A 15,605-nucleotide genomic window follows, 5' to 3' on the forward strand; every position below is an offset into this window, starting at 1 on the left:
CGCGCCACCGAGTAAGCCGAGCGAGAGGACGATCACCACAACTAGTCGCATGCGTCGGCCTCCGAACCCCCGAGCGAACTGATTGCGAGACCGTGCACAGACGATGCCGACTCGTAGTCGACGCGAATTTCCTGCACGTCGGGTCGATTGGCGTCGACCACTGACTTGCCGACTGAGTCAACGAGCGTGACGTCCGAGACGTCAAGGCAAGCCGTCATCGCGACCGAGTTCACGTCCAAGTCGGCGCTGAGTGGCTGCATTGACGCTACGCGGGACTCGCCCTCGACCGTCCACCCATCCGCATGCATCTGCGAAAACGATTCCCGCGCGCCCGCATTCGCCTCACCCGTCGTCAGCGCGAAGACCGGCTCGAAGGTCTCCGGGTCGCTCAGGTCCACCTGATTGAGCGCGTCGACGTACGCGCGGTAGGTGGCCTCAGCGGCGGCGAAGGCCTCCTCCTCGGTGGCGAAGCCGGCGGCGCTCGGTGTCGGCTCGGGATCGGGGACGCACGCCGTCAGGCCGACCGCCATGACTGCGGCGAGCGCAAGCGCGGCGAGTCGGCGGTTCACGCCCACACGGTATCCGCGAAGGCCGCGTCCGCGCCGGAATTATCCACAGGTCGGGGGCGCCCGTTCCTCCCCACTGGTGGGCGCCGCGTACGCTCGGGTCACGATGGGAACCGCACGCGACCGAGCCGGCGCCGACCTCGACGCGCGCCGTGCCGAGATCGAGGCCCGTGTGGCGACGCTCGACGCCGAGATCGAGCAGCTGCGCGCCGATCGTGCCGTGGATTCCGCCGACGACGAGCACGACCCCGAGGGCGTCACGCTGTCCACGGAGTGGTCGCGGCTGGTGGGCCTCCGCGACGGGGCCGCTCGCGAACGCGCCGAGATCGTCGCGGCGGAAGAGCGTCGCACGACCGGCACCTACGGTGTCTGCGTCGACTGCGGGCGCCGCATCCCGAGCGCCCGGATGCACGCCAGGCCCGAGGCGCAGCGATGTGTCGCGTGCGCCGAGAAGGCCGGCCTCTGATGGGGTTCGCCACGGTGCGGGCGACCGACCGGTGCCCCTGCGGCAGCGGAGACACCTTCGGCGACTGCTGCGGCGCGGTGCTCGCCGGGTTCCCGCCGCCCACCGCCGAGCGGCTGATGCGCTCGCGGTACAGCGCGTTCGTCGTCGGCGACGCCCCCTACCTGTCGGCGACCTGGCACCCCGGCACGCGACCGGACACCCTCGAGCCCGACGACGCCCTGCGGTGGACCGGGCTCGAGATCCTCGACGTCTCCGAGGGCGGCGCGGACGACAAGCGCGGCGTCGTGGAGTTCCGCGCGCACTGGCGCACCGCACGCGAGCGCGGCTCACTGCACGAGCGGAGCCGGTTCGTGAAGCAGTCCGACCGCTGGTGGTACCTCGACGGCCAGGTCCGCTGAGCCGACCCGTTCGGCGCCGCACGACCGCACAGAAGGAGGAGGACGATGACCCGCATCCTGATCTTCGGAGGGCACGGCAAGGTCGCGCTGCTGCTCGCACCGCTCCTGGTCGCGCGCGGCGACGAGGTCACGGCGGTGATCCGCAATCCCGCGCACGCGGATGACGTCGCCGCGACCGGGGCGACGCCCGTCGTCGCCGACATCGAGCACCTCGACGCCTCGGGCATCGCGGAGCTCCTCGCCGGGCATGATGCCGTCGTCTGGTCGGCCGGCGCCGGCGGCGGAGACGCCGCGCGCACCTACGCCGTCGACCGGGATGCTGCGATCGCGTCGATGGATGCCGCGGCGGCCGCCGGTGTCGCGCGCTACGTGATGGTGTCCTGGCTCGGATCCCGCGCCGACCACGGTGTGCCCGCCGATGACGCGTTCTTCGCCTACGCCGACGCGAAGTGGGCGGCCGACGAGCGGCTCCGCGGCACGGCGCTGGACTGGACGATCCTCGCGCCGGGCGCGCTCACGCTCGACGAGCCGACCGGCGGCATCGAGCTCGACCCGCACGGCAGGGGAGCGGTGTCGCGGGCCGACGTGGCTGCCGTCACCGCCGCAGCGCTCGCCGAGCCCGCGACCGTCGGCCGCACGATCCGCTTCGGCGCCGGCTCGACCCCGATCGCCGAGGCGCTCGCCGGCTGACTACCGGCCCGGCTGGTCGAGCGTGATGCGGTTGCCGGTGATCACGCCGGGTCCGTCGCCCGGCGTCGGAGCGGGCGCGGGCACGATCTGCTGGGCGTCCCACAGCATCCGCGCGTTGTAGCCGGAGGGATTCCAGACCTCGTCCATGCCGCCGAGCGCGCCGCTGGACAGCCCGCGCTCGTCACCGCGGGCGCGGCGCCGCTTGACGTCGATGAACGCGCCCACGCTGAAGATGGGTGTCGCGATCACGAGCGCGATGAACACCCACATCACGGCTGTCGCGAGCGTCTCCTCCACACCGGCGATCCTACGCGGCGCGTCCGGGCGGGTGCCATGATGGCCGGATGTCCCCGACCCGTCCGCCGCGCGCTCCCGTCGACGCCGGCGAGCAGCCGGAGTCGGTGACCACGGTGCTGGTGGCGCTCGGCGCGAACGCGCTCATCGCGATCGCCAAGACGGTCGCCGCCCTGCTCACCGGCGCGGCGAGCATGGTCGCCGAGGCGGCGCACTCGTGGGCCGACACCGGCAACGAGGTGCTCCTGTTCATCGCGGGCAGGCGCAGCGTCCGTCCTGCCGACGTCCGCCACCCGGTGGGCTTCGGTCGTGAAGCGTACGTCTGGTCGCTGTTCGCGGCCTTCGGCCTGTTCGCCGTCGGCGCCGTGGTCTCGATCATGCACGGCATCCAGGGGCTGATCGATCCGGAGCCCGCGGACCTCTTCGCGGTCTCGTACATCGTCCTCGGTGTCGCCTTCGTCCTCGAGGGCGTCTCGTTCCTGCAGGCGCTGCGGCAGTCGCGCCGGCAGGCCGCAGCCGCCGAGCACGAGGTCCTGGAGTTCGTGATGCGCACCTCCGACCCGACGCTGCGCGCGGTGTTCTTCGAGGACTCCTCCGCGCTCGTCGGACTGGTGATCGCGTTCCTCGGCATCCTGCTGCACCAGCTGACGGGCTCGCCGATCCCCGACGCCATCGGCTCGATCCTCGTCGGCGTGCTGCTGGCGGTGGTCGCGGTGATGCTGATCCAGCAGAACCGGCGTTTCATCGTCGGGGTCGCCGCCGATCCGCGCATCCGCTCCGCGGCGGTGACCGCGCTGCTCGCGCACCCCGAGGTGCTGCGGGTGACCTATCTGCACATCGAATACGTCGGACCGGGGAAGGTCTTCCTCGTCGCGGCCGTCGATCTGGTGGGGGATGCTGCCGAGCACACCGTCGCCGAGCGGCTCAACGAGATCGAGGACCGGCTGGAGGCCCACCCCCGCGTCGCCCGCGCAGTCCTCACGCTCTCGCGGCCGGGCGATGAGGCCCTGACGGCCGACCTCGCGTAACCCGGCGACGCACGATCCTGCCGGCCCTCCGACGGGCGCCCCGATTCTGATACCCTGGAGTGTCACTCATGTGGCCATTTCGGCGCGCATCTGCGACTCGCAACAACAATCCATTCGCTCCGGAGCACAGCATCCGTTCGCCCTCGCGCGTCCGGCGCTCCCCAGCCCGACACAAAACCATCCAAGGACAACCCACTACATGACTACCGCAACGACCGCCCCGGCCACCAAGCAGATCGCGATCAACGACATCGGATCCGCTGAGGACTTCCTGGCCGCGGTCGAACTGACCATCAAGTCCTTCAACGACGGCGACCTCATCGAAGGCACCGTCGTGAAGATCGACCGCGACGAGGTCCTCCTCGACGTCGGCTTCAAGACCGAGGGTGTCATCCCCTCGCGCGAGCTCTCGATCAAGCACGACGTCGACCCCAACGAGGTCGTCAAGGTCGGCGACGCTGTCGAGGCCCTCGTTCTCCAGAAGGAGGACAAGGAAGGTCGCCTCATCCTGTCCAAGAAGCGCGCGCAGTACGAGCGTGCGTGGGGCGACGTCGAGAAGATCAAGGAGAACGACGGTGTGGTCACCGGTTCCGTGATCGAGGTCGTCAAGGGTGGTCTCATCGTCGACATCGGCCTCCGCGGCTTCCTGCCGGCATCGCTCATCGAGCTGCGCCGCGTCCGCGACCTGACGCCGTACCTCGGCCAGGAGATCGAGGCCAAGATCCTCGAGCTCGACAAGAACCGCAACAACGTCGTGCTGTCGCGCCGCGCCCTGCTCGAGCAGACGCAGTCCGAGTCGCGCACCACGTTCCTCAACAACCTGCACAAGGGCCAGGTCCGCAAGGGCACGGTCTCGTCGATCGTCAACTTCGGTGCGTTCGTCGACCTGGGCGGCGTGGACGGCCTCGTGCACGTCTCGGAGCTCTCGTGGAAGCACATCGAGCACGCGTCCGAGGTCGTCGAGGTCGGCCAGGAGGTCACCGTCGAGATCCTCGAGGTCGACCTGGACCGCGAGCGCGTCTCGCTGTCGCTCAAGGCGACGCAGGAGGACCCGTGGCAGGTCTTCGCCCGCACCCACGCCATCGGCCAGGTTGCACCGGGCAAGGTCACCAAGCTCGTCCCGTTCGGCGCGTTCGTTCGCGTCGCGGACGGCATCGAGGGTCTCGTGCACATCTCGGAGCTGTCGGGCAAGCATGTCGAGCTCGCTGAGCAGGTCGTGTCGGTCGGCGAAGAGGTCTTCGTCAAGATCATCGACATCGACCTCGAGCGTCGCCGCATCTCGCTCTCGCTGAAGCAGGCGAACGAGTCGGTCGACCCCAACGGCACCGAGTTCGACCCGGCCCTCTACGGCATGGTCACGGAGTACGACGAGAACGGGGAGTACAAGTACCCCGAGGGCTTCGACCCCGAGACCAACCAGTGGAAGGACGGCTTCGACGAGCAGCGTCTGGCCTGGGAGGCCGAGTACGCCGCAGCCCAGGGTCGCTGGGAGGCTCACAAGGCCGCCGTCGCGAAGGCCCTCGAGGCCGAGGCGAACGCGCCGACCGAGACCAGCTCCGCGTCGAGCTCGTTCTCCTCGGACAGCTCGGGCGGCGGCACGCTGGCCGACGACGAGGCACTCGCCGCTCTGCGCGAGAAGCTCTCGGGCCGCTGAGTTCGAACCACTCCTGAACGGGGTCGGGACCTTCGGGTCCCGGCCCCGTTCCGTGTCTGCGGCACCGGCATCCCGCCCGGCGCGGCACCCGCATGGCACGATGAACCCATGCCACTTGTCGCGCTCACCGGCGGGATCGCCTCGGGCAAGTCCACCGTCGCCCGCCGCCTCGCCGAGCACGGTGCCGTGATCGTCGACGCCGACCGCATCGTGCGCGAGGTGCAGCAGCCCGGCTCACCGGTTCTCGACGCCATCGCGGCCGAGTTCGGAGAGCGGATGCTGCTGCCGGACGGTTCGCTCGATCGTGCCGGTCTTGCCGGCGAGGTGTTCGGCGATCCCGGCGCAGTGTCCCGGCTCAACGCGATCGTGCACCCGGCGGTCCGGGCGGAGTCGGCGGCGCGCTTCGCCCGCGCGTTCGCCGAGGATGCCGACGCGGTGGTCGTCTATGACGTCCCGCTGCTGGTCGAGGCCCGTGCGGATGATCCCTGGGATCTCATCGTCGTCGCCCACGCGCCGGCCGAGCTCCGGGCGGAGCGGCTCATCGCGCTGCGCGGGCTGAGCGCCACCGATGCGGCAGCGCGGATCGCCAGTCAGGTCGGCGACGACCGACGGCTCGCCATCGCGGATGTCGTGATCGACACCGCGGGCGACATGGAGCACACGCTGGCGCAGACGGATGCGCTGTGGGCACGGCTGAGCGGGAACGGCGCCGGATGAGCGAGCCGCACCCTGCACCGGTCTCCGCCGCGTCTCCGCCGATGCGGGCGCCCCGTGCCGAAGCGGCGACCCCGCACTGGGTCGATCTCGTCTTCGGCGACACCGACCGAGCGCGGGGCGCCATGCTCAACCAGCTGGTCATCGCGGCGGTGGTCCTCGTGCTCGCCCTCGTGGTGCTCGGGAGCGGGGCGCACCTCGTCGCCCCGGTCTTCTTCACCGGTGTGGTGCTGATCTTCCTGCTGACCGCCGCGTCGATCATGGTGCCCTGGAACTCCGTGGCGCCGCTCTGGGTCGCCGTGCTGCCCCTGGCCGACATCGTCGGCATCGCCTTCATGCGCGCCGCCGAGCCCGCAGCCGGCTTCGGACTGCTCTGGGCGTTCCCCGTGCTCTGGCTCTCCTCGTCGTTCGGACTCTTCGGGTACATCTCGTCGATCGTCTTCTCGCTTCTCTGCTACGCCGTCTCCAGCATCGTCGAGCCGCGTCAGAGCACCACCTTCTCGATCATCCTGCTCCCGCTGCTGCTCGTCGCGATCGGGACGTCGGCCTATCTCAGCTCACGCCGGGTCGAGGCGCAGCGGCGACTGCTCGACCGGCAGGCGGAGGTGCTCGTGCAATCCCTCGAGCGGGCGCGCCGGCACGAGCAGGTGCTGACGGAGGCGCTGGACCGCGTGGATTTCGGCGTCGCGAAGATCGAAGCCGACGGCTCCGCGTCGATCATGAACGACGCGCACGCCCGGCTCCAGCGCGACATCCGCACGACGGGGGAGCGTCCTCTCCTGTTCGCCGTCGACGGCACCACCCCGCTCGACCCCGACGAGCAGCCGATGGCCCGCGTCCGGCGCGGAGAGGCGTTCGAGGACCAGCGGATCTGGGTGGGCGAGCCCGGTCACGCGCGACGCGCCATCAGCGTGACCGCCCGTCGCATCATCGAGCCGAACGGCCAGGACGGCGGCGCGGTCGTCGTGACCAGGGATGTCACCGCCGAGACGGAGGCGCTGCGCGCGCGCGACGCCCTGGTCTCCTCGGTGTCGCACGAGCTGCGCACCCCGTTGACCTCGATCCTGGGTTACATCGAGTTGGCGATAGACACGCCGGGCCTGCCGCCGTCGGCGGTCAAGAGCCTGGAGGTCGCCGATCGCAACGCCGAACGTCTGCTGGCTCTCGTCGGCGATGTGCTCGCCGCATCGAGCGGCGCCGGCGAGCAGGAGGCGTTCGCGGTGACGCCGCGCGACATCGATCTCGCCGACGTGGTGACCTCTGCCGTCGAATCGCTGTCGATCGCCGCGGGGGAGCGGGGCATCGAAATCGATGCGACCGGCATCAGGAGCGTGCGCGCCTACGCCGATCCGCTGCGCACGCAGCAGGTGCTCGACAATCTCCTCTCCAACGCGGTCAAGTACAACCGGCCGGGCGGGAGCGTGACGATCGAGATGTCGCAGGGGCAGGACTGGGCGGAGATCTCCGTACGCGACACCGGCGTCGGACTCAGCGAGGACGATCTCGGCAACCTCTTCCAGCGCTACTACCGTGGCGTCGCCGTGCGCAAGTCAGGGGTCGCCGGGAGCGGCCTCGGCCTGGCGATCAGCCGCGACATCGTGCGGCGGCAGGGGGGCGACATGGTCGTGACCAGCGCCCTCGGAGTGGGCTCGACGTTCGTGGTCACACTGCCCGCACACCGTCCGGGCGAACGGACGCCGACGCCATGATCGACCAGTTCTCGGTGTCGCTCATGACCGCGCTCGTGGTCGTGGTGTGCGGCACGCTGTTCATCGTCGACACGCTGTTCCGGCGCAGGGATCCGGCGGGGCACATCTGGGCTCTGGGGTACCTCGCCGCCATCCTCACGACCTTGCTCTACCTCGTCTGGGCGTGGGCGCCGGAGACCTGGTGGGCGACCGCCGGCGGCAACGCGGCCTTCGTGATCGGCACGGGTGCGATGTGGGTGGGCTGTGCCCGGTTCAACGACAGGCCCGTGCGGCTGCGTGCCACGATCGTCGCGGGTGCCGGAGCACTCGCCGCGATCGCCGCCGCGCTCGAGTGGTATCCGGGTGCGGGGGATTGGGCGGGCGCCCTCTTCATGTTCGTGCCCATCGGGTTGTTCGCGGCGCTCGCCTGCGTCGAGTGCTTCCGCGGCGAGCTCGGGGCCAACCGCTCGGCGCTGCCACTGGGCCTCGTCTTCGGGGCGCAGACGGTCTACTACCTGGCACGCACGGTCGTCCTGATCACCGAAGGCACCGAGTCCGATCTCTTCCACGTGTGGTTCGGGACGTTCCCGACGAGCCTGGTGACCGTCGTGCTCTCGATCACGGCCGTCGTCACCACCTCGATCCTCCGGGCGACGAGGTCCGGACTGCTCGGGGACCGGAAGGACGCCGCTCAGGACCACATCACGGCGATCCTGCCGGAGGAGCAGTTCGTCGCGGTGCTGCGGCGGGTGAGCGAGAAGGCGCGGCCGCGAGGGGATCTTCTGGCGGTGACCGTCGTGCGGCTGGAGGGTCTCGAGGACATCGCGACCGCGTTCGGACCGGACGTCGCCGACGAGCATGTCCGCGCCTGGCGGCGTTCCGTGCTGGAGGGATCGCCGTCGATCGCCCCGATCGGAGAGATCGCCCCGGATGGCCTCGGAACCCTGACGGTGGTCGCTTCGCCCGCCGAGGCGCGGCGACAGGCCATGGCCCTGCATCGCTCGCTGTTCGAGGCGCTCGGATCTCTCGAGGGCGGTGCCATCCCCAGCATCGGGATCGGCGTGGTCCTCAGCGACACCGCCGGCTACGACGTCGAGGACCTGCTCGAGCTCGGCCGAGGGACGGCCGGTCGCGCCGCGACCGGTGGCGCGGCCGCGGTGCTCTTGGCCGACCCGAGCTGATCGATCGCCGCCAGCCGATAGCCGGTGCCGTGGAGCGACTCGATGGAGACTGCCGAGTTCGCGGACCGCAGCGCGGCGCGCAGGAGCTGCACCGCGCGCTCGACGGCCACGATCTCGTCCGCCGTGACATCGCGGGGGTCTGCGGCGCCCCCGAGCAGACGCACGAGGTCGCCCTTCTCGGCGCCGCGGCGACGGGCCGTCACGAGAGCGCGCAGGATCTCCCGCTCTGGTGCTCCGAGTTCGAGGGTGACCCCGGCCGCGGTGGTGGCCTCGTCGCAGACGGAGATGTCGTCGAACGTCAGCGTCTCGACCGGGGCGGCGGCGGCTCGCCGCCCGCTCTCACCGCGCAGCTCGATGCCGCTGAGCCGCGCGCGCAGCTCCCGTGGCCGGAAGGGCTTGCCGAGGTACTCGTCACCGCCGGCGGCACGTCCGCGCTCGGCGTCGACGTCCTCCACGAACGCGGAGATGAAGATGATGTACGTGTCGCTGAAGGCGCGGACCCTGCGTGCGACCTCGAACCCGTCGATGCCGGGGATGTTCACGTCGAGGGTCGTCACGTCGGGCGCGAGGGTGCGGACGAGCTCGACGGCGTCGAGGCCGTTCTCGGTCCCGTGCACGGTGTAGCCGCTCGACTCGAGCACGGCCGTGATGAGGCTGCGGATGTCGGGCTCGTCCTCGACGACGACAGCAGTCCGCGGCATGCCCCACCTCCTCACGCTCGTGGTGCTCCCATCGTAGGGCCGTGCCGGATGCGCCGCTCGCGAACGGCCGCCCCCGTGTAGGAGGCCCCGCCTACGCTGGAGTGATGCAGACCACGCGTTCCGTGCGCCCCTTCGAGGTCATCAGCGAATACCAGCCCAGCGGTGATCAGCCGCAGGCGATCGCCGAGCTCGCCGGGCGCATCAACGCCGGCGAGACGGATGTCGTGCTCCTCGGCGCGACCGGTACGGGCAAGTCCGCCACCACCGCGTGGCTCATCGAGCAGGTGCAGCGGCCGACCCTGGTCCTGGCGCACAACAAGACGCTGGCCGCGCAGCTCGCGAACGAGTTCCGCGACCTGATGCCGAACAACGCCGTCGAGTACTTCGTCAGCTACTACGACTACTACCAGCCGGAGGCGTACGTCCCCCAGACCGATACCTTCATCGAGAAGGACTCGTCGGTGAACGCGGAGGTCGAGCGCCTGCGCCACTCCACCACCAACTCGCTGCTCAGTCGCCGCGACGTCGTCGTGGTCAGCACCGTCTCGTGCATCTACGGCCTCGGCGCGCCCGAGGAGTACATGCGCGCCATGGTCGCGCTCCAGGTGGGGGAGCGGTACGAGCGCGACGCTCTGATCCGCAAGTTCATCGCCATGCAGTACAACCGCAACGACGTCGACTTCTCGCGCGGCAACTTCCGGGTGCGCGGCGACACGATCGAGATCATCCCGGTGTACGAGGAGTACGCGATCCGCATCGAGATGTTCGGCGACGAGATCGAAGCGCTCTACATGCTGCACCCGCTCACGGGCGACGTCGTCCAGAAGCTCGATTCCGTGCCGATCTTCCCCGCCTCGCACTACGTCGCGGGCACCGACACGGTGCAGCGCGCCATCGGCACGATCGAGACCGAGCTCGCGGAGCGCCTGGCCGACCTCGAGCGTCAGGGCAAGCTGCTCGAGGCGCAGCGTCTGCGGATGCGGACGACGTTCGACCTCGAGATGCTGCAGCAGCTCGGGTTCTGCTCGGGCATCGAGAACTACTCACGGCATCTCGACGGCCGCGCGCCGGGTGAGCCGCCGCACACGCTGCTCGACTTCTTCCCCGACGACTTCCTCATGGTCATCGACGAATCCCACGTGACGGTTCCGCAGATCGGGGCGATGTACGAGGGCGATGCGTCGCGCAAGCGCACGCTCGTCGAGCACGGGTTCCGCCTGCCGAGCGCGATGGACAACCGCCCGCTGCGGTGGGACGAGTTCAAGCAGCGCATCGGCCAGACCGTGTACCTCTCGGCCACGCCCGGGCGCTACGAGATGGGCATCGCGGACGGCGTGGTGGAGCAGATCATCCGCCCGACCGGACTCATCGACCCCGAGATCGTCGTCAAGCCCTCGAAGGGGCAGATCGACGATCTGCTGGAGGAGATCCGCATCCGGGCCGAACGCGACGAGCGCGTGCTCGTGACGACGCTGACGAAGAAGATGGCCGAGGAGCTGACCGACTTCCTCGGCGAGCACGGTGTGCGGGTGCGCTATCTGCACTCCGACGTGGACACCCTCCGGCGGGTCGAGCTGCTCACCGAGCTGCGGGCGGGCGTGTACGACGTCCTCGTCGGCATCAACCTCCTCCGCGAGGGGCTCGACCTCCCCGAGGTGTCGCTCGTGTCGATCCTCGACGCCGACAAGGAGGGGTTCCTGCGCAGCGGCACCTCGCTCATCCAGACGATCGGCCGTGCGGCGCGCAACGTCTCCGGCCAGGTGCACATGTACGCCGACACGATGACCGACTCGATGCGCAAGGCGATCGACGAGACCGATCGGCGACGAGAGAAGCAGGTCGCGTACAACCTGGCGAACGGCATCGACCCGCAGCCGCTGCGCAAGCGCATCGCCGACATCACCGAGGCACTCGCCCGCGAGGGCGCCGACACCGACGCGCTGCTGTCCCGCAAGGACTCGCGGTCGGCGTCGGGCAAGGGCAAGAGTCCGACGCCGCGGCTGCGCCGGGAGGGCATCGCCGCAGAAGGCGCGAACCAGCTGGAGGCGACGATCGCCGACCTGTCCGGCCAGATGCTCGCGGCGGCCGCGGAGCTGAAGTTCGAGCTCGCTGCGCGACTGCGCGATGAGGTGCAGGATCTGAAGAAGGAGCTGCGCGCCATGGAGCGCGCCGGCCACGCCTGACGAGACGGAGAACCCCATGGAGCAGCGCCTCACGGTCGTGACGCTCGGCACCACCGACCTCGAGCGCGCGATCGCGTTCTATCGTGCGCTCGGGTGGGAGCCGCATCCCTCCTCCGTCGAGGGCGATGTGGCGTTCTACCAGGTGGGTGGCAGCGTGTTCGCACTATGGAGTCGTGCCGAACTGGCGGCGGACTCGTGCGTCGACGACGCGGGCGGGTGGGGTGGGATCACCCTCGCCCACAACGTCCGCTCACCCGAGGACGTCGATGTCGTCCTCGAGGCGGCCTCCCAGGCCGGCGCGCAGATCGGCAGAGCCGGCGCGCCGACCCCATGGGGCGGCTACTCGGGGGTGTTCATCGATCTCGATGGTCATCCCTGGGAGATCGCGCACAATCCGTCGTGGCCGCTCGCCGCCGACGGGTCCGTCTCGCTGGGCTGAGGTCAGTACCAGCCGTACCTGTTCGAGTGGTTCAGTGCGGTGCAGGGCTTGGAGTAGCGGCCCGAGATGTATTTCATGCCCCACTTGATCTGGGTGGTGGCGCCGGTGCGCCAGTCCTTGCCCTGCGTGGCCATCTTCGTCCCCGGGTAGGCCTGGGGGATGCCGTACGCGCGGGAGGTGTTGCCGGCGGTCACGCGCCAGCCCGACTCGCGCTGCCACAGCTTGACGAGGCACGAGTACTGCGCGGTGCTCCATCCGCGCTGCTTGACGAGCTTCTTGGCGATGCTCTTGGCCACCGTCGGTGTCGTGACCGACGCGGCTGCTGCCGGCGTCGCGTCGATTCCGGCGGCCGCAGGGACGACGCCCAGGGAAAGTGCCAGAGCAAGGGTCAGGGTGAGAGTGCGCTTTCGCAAACGCGCCTCCGATCTGTCGGGGAAGCTGGCTCCCGAACCGGAACCAAACTCTGGACACCCTAGGCGAGAGAATGCCACGTGACCTGGGTGAAACCTGGACAGACGGTGATCAGGGGCAGTGCATGAGCGGCTTCGGACCCGATCGGTCGAACGTGTGCGCGGTCATCGGTCGGCCGCACAGCGGGCACGCGCGCTCGGCGCGCTGCGCCGCCGACGGGGGTGCTTCGGCCTCGTACGGACCCACCGAGGCGGGCCCCGCCAGGCGGATGAGCGACGCGTTCACCCAGGCGTACAGGCCTCCCGCCGCACGGATCCGAGCGCGGAGGGGAACAGCATCCTTTCGTACCATGATGATTAGTGTACTAAACGATTAGGATGGGTGCATGGACACCGCCGACGACCTGCTCGCCCTCGACAACCAGGTGTGCTTCGCGATCGTCACCGCCGCCCGCAACGTCGTCTCGATCTACCGGCCGATCCTGGAGCCCCTCGGGCTGACGCACCCCCAGTACCTGGTGATGCTGGCCCTCTGGGAGAAGACGCCGCGGTCGTTGGGGGCGTTGGCCGAGGAGCTCGCGATGGAGCCGGCAACCCTGTCCCCGCTGGTGAAGCGCCTCGAGGGGCAGGGTCGCGTCCGCCGCACGCGGGACGGAGCGGACGAGCGGATGCTGGCGATCACGCTGACTGAGGAGGGCGCCGCGCTGCGCGCCCGGGCGCTCGACGTGCCGGGACAGGTGATGCGCAGCGTCGGCGCGGATGCCGGCCGTCTGCGCGATCTCCGAGACGCCCTCGCGCCTTTCGCCGGACGCCGCCGCTGACCGCGGAGCGACCAGGCGGCGACCGCCAGGTGAAGGTTCTCTCATCTTCCTAGCGACTCTCACGGCGCATTCATAGTGTCGGATCCATGGATGCCCCCTCCCGAACCTCCTCTCGTCGTGCCCGCATCGCCGTGGGCGTCACCGCCGCCGCTGTCGGGGCGTCGATGCTCGTCGCTCCCGCCGCGCAGGCCGCGGACCCGGTGACCATCGACCTCGTCACCGTGAACGACTTCCACGGCCGGATCGAGAACGAGCCGACCGGCGCGGCCGCCGGCATCGCCGCCCTCGCGGGTGCGGTGGACAGCATCCGTGCGAAGAACGCGAACACGGTCTTCGCGGCCGCGGGCGACCTCGTCGGCGCCTCGACCTTCACGTCCTTCATCCAGGAGGACGAGCCGACGATCGCCGGCCTCAACGCCGCGGGCCTCGACGTGAGCTCGGTCGGCAACCACGAGTTCGACAAGGGCTGGTCCGACCTGCGCGACCGCATCCAGCCGCTGGCCGATTGGGACTACCTGGCCGCCAACCTCTTCGACCGCGTGAGCGGCGACCCGATCCTGCCCGAATACTCGGTCGAGACCTTCGGCGGCGTATCGATCGGCTTCATCGGCGCCGTCACGAACGAGCTGCCCAGTCTGGTGAGTCCGGCCGGCATCGCGGACGTGGTCGTGGGGGATGTCGCCGACAACGTCAACCGCGTCGCCGACGACCTGAGCGACGGCAACCCCGCCAACGGCGAGGCCGACGTCGTGGTGCTGCTCGTGCACGAGGGCGCGGCGACCGTGCAGCAGGCGTCGGCGACCGACCCGACCACCCCGTTCGGGCGGATCGTGACGCAGGTCGACGACGACGTCGATGCCATCGTGTCCGGGCACACCCACCTCGCCTACAACCACGTCATCGACGGGCGCCCGGTCATCTCGTCCGGTCAGTACGGCGAGAAGTTCAGCGACATGGTCATCCAGGTGGACCCGGACTCCAAGGACATCCTCTCGATGACGAACACCATCTACGACATGAAGAAGGGCGGGGTGCTGCAGTACACCGAGGATCCCGACATCCTGACCGACATCGTCAACCCGGCGAAGGCGGTCGCCGCCGTCAAGGGCGCGGTGCCGCTCGGCGACATCACCGCGGACTTCAACCGGGCGCTGCAGCCCGGCGTCGACAGCAACGGCAACCCCGTCCTCGTGGAGAACCGTGGCGGCGAGTCCACCCTCGGCAACTGGGTCGCCGACGTCCAGCTCTGGGCGGCTCAGCAGGACAAGCCCGACACGCAGATCGCGTTCATGAACCCCGGCGGGCTGCGCGCCAACCTGCGCTACGCGTCCACCGGCGCAGCAGACCCGGACGGCAACGTCACCTACAAGGAGGCTGCCGACGTGCAGCCGTTCGCCAACACGCTGGTCACGCTGAGTCTCACCGGAGACCAGATCCGCCAGGTGCTCGAGCAGCAGTGGCAGCCGGCGGCGGCGTCCAGGCCGTTCCTGAAGCTCGGCATCTCCGAAGGCTTCACGTACACCTTCGACCCCACGGCCGCAGCAGGGTCGCGCATCACCGGAATGCAGCTCGACGGGGCGCCCGTCGATCCTGCGGCGAGCTACGGAGTCGTGGTCAACAGCTTCCTGGCGGCCGGCGGTGACAACTTCGGGGCGTTCACGCTCGGGACGGGCAAGGCCGATTCGGGCAAGGTCGACCTCGAGTCGGTCGTGCAGTGGTTCCAGGAGTACGAGACCGCGGCTCCCGATCTGGCCCAGCGCGCTGTCGGGGTCGCCATCACCCCGCCGGGGGCGAAGGGGTACGCGGTCGGTCAGACCATCGACATCGCCCTGTCGTCGCTCGACTTCACGACGACGGAGACACCCGCGTCGACCGTCACGGTGTCGATCGGGCGCAAGACCCTGGGGACGGCGACGATCGATCGTGCGCTCACCACCGCGAACGACCTCACCGGCACCGCGACGCTCTCGGTGAAGGTGCCCAAGCGTGCGGTGGGCGAGACGGCGCTGAAGATCACGACCCCGACGGGCACGAGCATCTCGGTGCCGATCACCGTCTACGAGAAGGCGAAGTCGTTCGTCACCGGATCGCCGAGCGCACACATCGTGAAGAGCGGTGCGCCGCTGAGCTACACGGTGCGCGTCCGCACCTCGGACCGGTCGTACGCGACGGGCGAGATCGCAATCCGTGACGGGAAGAAGACGATCGCCACCGCGACGCTGACCGAGTCCGACAAGGGCCGGATCACCGTCGCGCTGCCGGCGCTCGACCGCGGCCTGCACTGGCTCTCGGCCGCCTACGCGGGCGACGACGACACGAAGGGCTCCACCGGCCACAAGAGCCCGGTGCTGGTGCGTCGCTGAGAGTGAGCC

At 69.9% G+C, this 15,605-nt stretch carries 17 protein-coding genes; 12 read left to right on the top strand and 5 right to left on the bottom strand.

The features are described from left to right. Window positions 1–41 precede the first annotated feature (41 nt). A complete protein-coding gene (locus Microterr_RS05480) occupies window positions 42–569 on the bottom strand; it encodes a hypothetical protein (protein ID WP_263795700.1) in 528 nt (175 codons plus the stop codon). Between the two features lie 103 nt (window positions 570–672). Between Microterr_RS05480 and Microterr_RS05485 the strand changes: the two genes are divergently transcribed. Genes Microterr_RS05485 through Microterr_RS05495 form a run of 3 tightly spaced genes read left to right on the top strand, consistent with a single transcriptional unit; the run spans window position 673 to window position 2,120 of the window. Then, window positions 673–1,032, top strand: coding sequence for a TraR/DksA family transcriptional regulator (locus tag Microterr_RS05485; protein ID WP_263795699.1), 360 nt, complete (start codon window positions 673–675; stop codon window positions 1,030–1,032). After that, on the top strand, window positions 1,032–1,430 hold the full coding sequence (locus tag Microterr_RS05490; protein WP_263795698.1) for a YchJ family protein: 399 nt from the start codon (window positions 1,032–1,034) through the stop codon (window positions 1,428–1,430). Before Microterr_RS05485 ends, Microterr_RS05490 begins: the two co-directional genes overlap by 1 nt. Window positions 1,431–1,475: 45 nt before the next feature. Continuing rightward, the gene (locus Microterr_RS05495; protein WP_263795696.1) at window positions 1,476–2,120 is read left to right on the top strand and encodes an NAD(P)H-binding protein; all 645 of its coding nucleotides are present in this window, start codon (window positions 1,476–1,478) and stop codon (window positions 2,118–2,120) included. On the opposite strand, the gene Microterr_RS05500 is transcribed toward Microterr_RS05495, so the two are convergent. After that, entirely contained in the window at window positions 2,121–2,417 is a 297-nt protein-coding gene (locus tag Microterr_RS05500; protein WP_263795694.1) for a hypothetical protein, read from the bottom strand. It abuts the gene before it with no gap. Window positions 2,418–2,464: 47 nt separating this feature from the next. Between Microterr_RS05500 and Microterr_RS05505 the strand changes: the two genes are divergently transcribed. From Microterr_RS05505 to Microterr_RS05525, 5 genes are all read left to right on the top strand, one after another. Further along, window positions 2,465–3,442, top strand: a complete 978-nt coding sequence (locus Microterr_RS05505) for a cation diffusion facilitator family transporter (RefSeq protein ID WP_263795693.1) — start codon at window positions 2,465–2,467, stop codon at window positions 3,440–3,442. A 199-nt stretch (window positions 3,443–3,641) separates the two neighbouring features. Further along, window positions 3,642–5,096 (top strand): 30S ribosomal protein S1, encoded by a 1,455-nt coding sequence (rpsA, locus tag Microterr_RS05510; protein ID WP_263795692.1) that lies wholly within the window; start codon window positions 3,642–3,644, stop codon window positions 5,094–5,096. 108 nt (window positions 5,097–5,204) lie between these two features. Then, window positions 5,205–5,813, top strand: coding sequence for a dephospho-CoA kinase (gene coaE, locus Microterr_RS05515; RefSeq protein WP_263795690.1), 609 nt, complete (start codon window positions 5,205–5,207; stop codon window positions 5,811–5,813). Beyond that, window positions 5,810–7,519 carry a sensor histidine kinase gene (locus tag Microterr_RS05520; protein WP_263795689.1) on the top strand — a complete coding sequence of 570 codons (1,710 nt, stop codon included), beginning with the start codon at window positions 5,810–5,812 and terminating at the stop codon, window positions 7,517–7,519. The genes coaE and Microterr_RS05520 overlap by 4 nt, the downstream gene beginning before the upstream one ends. After that, the gene (locus Microterr_RS05525; protein WP_263795688.1) at window positions 7,516–8,679 is read left to right on the top strand and encodes a hypothetical protein; all 1,164 of its coding nucleotides are present in this window, start codon (window positions 7,516–7,518) and stop codon (window positions 8,677–8,679) included. Before Microterr_RS05520 ends, Microterr_RS05525 begins: the two co-directional genes overlap by 4 nt. Here Microterr_RS05525 and Microterr_RS05530 read toward each other — a convergent pair. Then, a complete protein-coding gene (locus Microterr_RS05530) occupies window positions 8,583–9,380 on the bottom strand; it encodes a response regulator transcription factor (protein WP_263795687.1) in 798 nt (265 codons plus the stop codon). The two genes, Microterr_RS05525 and Microterr_RS05530, sit on opposite strands and share 97 nt — an antisense overlap. A 104-nt stretch (window positions 9,381–9,484) precedes the next feature. Here Microterr_RS05530 and uvrB point away from each other — a divergent pair, with 104 nt between their 5' ends. Beyond that, window positions 9,485–11,563: an excinuclease ABC subunit UvrB gene (gene uvrB, locus Microterr_RS05535; RefSeq protein ID WP_263795686.1), complete on the top strand. Its 2,079-nt coding sequence runs from the start codon at window positions 9,485–9,487 to the stop codon at window positions 11,561–11,563. Between the two features lie 16 nt (window positions 11,564–11,579). Then, window positions 11,580–12,002, top strand: a complete 423-nt coding sequence (locus tag Microterr_RS05540; protein WP_263795685.1) for a VOC family protein — start codon at window positions 11,580–11,582, stop codon at window positions 12,000–12,002. A gap of 2 nt (window positions 12,003–12,004) precedes the next feature. On the opposite strand, the gene Microterr_RS05545 is transcribed toward Microterr_RS05540, so the two are convergent. Both Microterr_RS05545 and Microterr_RS05550 read right to left on the bottom strand, forming a co-directional pair. Then, the gene (locus Microterr_RS05545; RefSeq protein ID WP_263795684.1) at window positions 12,005–12,415 is read right to left on the bottom strand and encodes an aggregation-promoting factor C-terminal-like domain-containing protein; all 411 of its coding nucleotides are present in this window, start codon (window positions 12,413–12,415) and stop codon (window positions 12,005–12,007) included. A gap of 109 nt (window positions 12,416–12,524) precedes the next feature. Continuing rightward, window positions 12,525–12,764: a hypothetical protein gene (locus Microterr_RS05550; protein WP_263795683.1), complete on the bottom strand. Its 240-nt coding sequence runs from the start codon at window positions 12,762–12,764 to the stop codon at window positions 12,525–12,527. A gap of 34 nt (window positions 12,765–12,798) precedes the next feature. On the opposite strand from Microterr_RS05550, the gene Microterr_RS05555 reads away from it, so the two are divergent. Further along, window positions 12,799–13,233 carry a MarR family winged helix-turn-helix transcriptional regulator gene (locus tag Microterr_RS05555; protein ID WP_263795682.1) on the top strand — a complete coding sequence of 145 codons (435 nt, stop codon included), beginning with the start codon at window positions 12,799–12,801 and terminating at the stop codon, window positions 13,231–13,233. Window positions 13,234–13,319: 86 nt separating this feature from the next. Continuing rightward, entirely contained in the window at window positions 13,320–15,596 is a 2,277-nt protein-coding gene (locus tag Microterr_RS05560; RefSeq protein ID WP_263795681.1) for a 5'-nucleotidase C-terminal domain-containing protein, read from the top strand. The last annotated feature ends 9 nt before the right edge of the window (window positions 15,597–15,605 follow it).

It is taken from the genome of Microbacterium terricola (genome assembly GCF_027943945.1).
Taxonomy (GTDB): Bacteria; Actinomycetota; Actinomycetes; order Actinomycetales; family Microbacteriaceae; genus Microbacterium; species Microbacterium terricola.

What these genes read in the sequence shown, in the direction of transcription:
- uvrB (WP_263795686.1), top strand. Translation starts at nt 9,485, where the DNA reads ATGCAGACCACGCGTTCCGTGCGCCCCTTCGAGGTCATCAGCGAATAC.
- Microterr_RS05540 (WP_263795685.1), top strand. Translation starts at nt 11,580, where the DNA reads ATGGAGCAGCGCCTCACGGTCGTGACGCTCGGCACCACCGACCTCGAG.
- Microterr_RS05485 (WP_263795699.1), top strand. Translation starts at nt 673, where the DNA reads ATGGGAACCGCACGCGACCGAGCCGGCGCCGACCTCGACGCGCGCCGT.
- Microterr_RS05560 (WP_263795681.1), top strand. Translation starts at nt 13,320, where the DNA reads ATGGATGCCCCCTCCCGAACCTCCTCTCGTCGTGCCCGCATCGCCGTG.
- Microterr_RS05495 (WP_263795696.1), top strand. Translation starts at nt 1,476, where the DNA reads ATGACCCGCATCCTGATCTTCGGAGGGCACGGCAAGGTCGCGCTGCTG.
- Microterr_RS05530 (WP_263795687.1), bottom strand. Translation starts at nt 9,380, where the DNA reads ATGCCGCGGACTGCTGTCGTCGTCGAGGACGAGCCCGACATCCGCAGC.
- Microterr_RS05505 (WP_263795693.1), top strand. Translation starts at nt 2,465, where the DNA reads ATGTCCCCGACCCGTCCGCCGCGCGCTCCCGTCGACGCCGGCGAGCAG.
- coaE (WP_263795690.1), top strand. Translation starts at nt 5,205, where the DNA reads ATGCCACTTGTCGCGCTCACCGGCGGGATCGCCTCGGGCAAGTCCACC.
- Microterr_RS05490 (WP_263795698.1), top strand. Translation starts at nt 1,032, where the DNA reads ATGGGGTTCGCCACGGTGCGGGCGACCGACCGGTGCCCCTGCGGCAGC.
- Microterr_RS05525 (WP_263795688.1), top strand. Translation starts at nt 7,516, where the DNA reads ATGATCGACCAGTTCTCGGTGTCGCTCATGACCGCGCTCGTGGTCGTG.
- Microterr_RS05520 (WP_263795689.1), top strand. Translation starts at nt 5,810, where the DNA reads ATGAGCGAGCCGCACCCTGCACCGGTCTCCGCCGCGTCTCCGCCGATG.
- Microterr_RS05550 (WP_263795683.1), bottom strand. Translation starts at nt 12,764, where the DNA reads ATGGTACGAAAGGATGCTGTTCCCCTCCGCGCTCGGATCCGTGCGGCG.
- Microterr_RS05555 (WP_263795682.1), top strand. Translation starts at nt 12,799, where the DNA reads ATGGACACCGCCGACGACCTGCTCGCCCTCGACAACCAGGTGTGCTTC.
- rpsA (WP_263795692.1), top strand. Translation starts at nt 3,642, where the DNA reads ATGACTACCGCAACGACCGCCCCGGCCACCAAGCAGATCGCGATCAAC.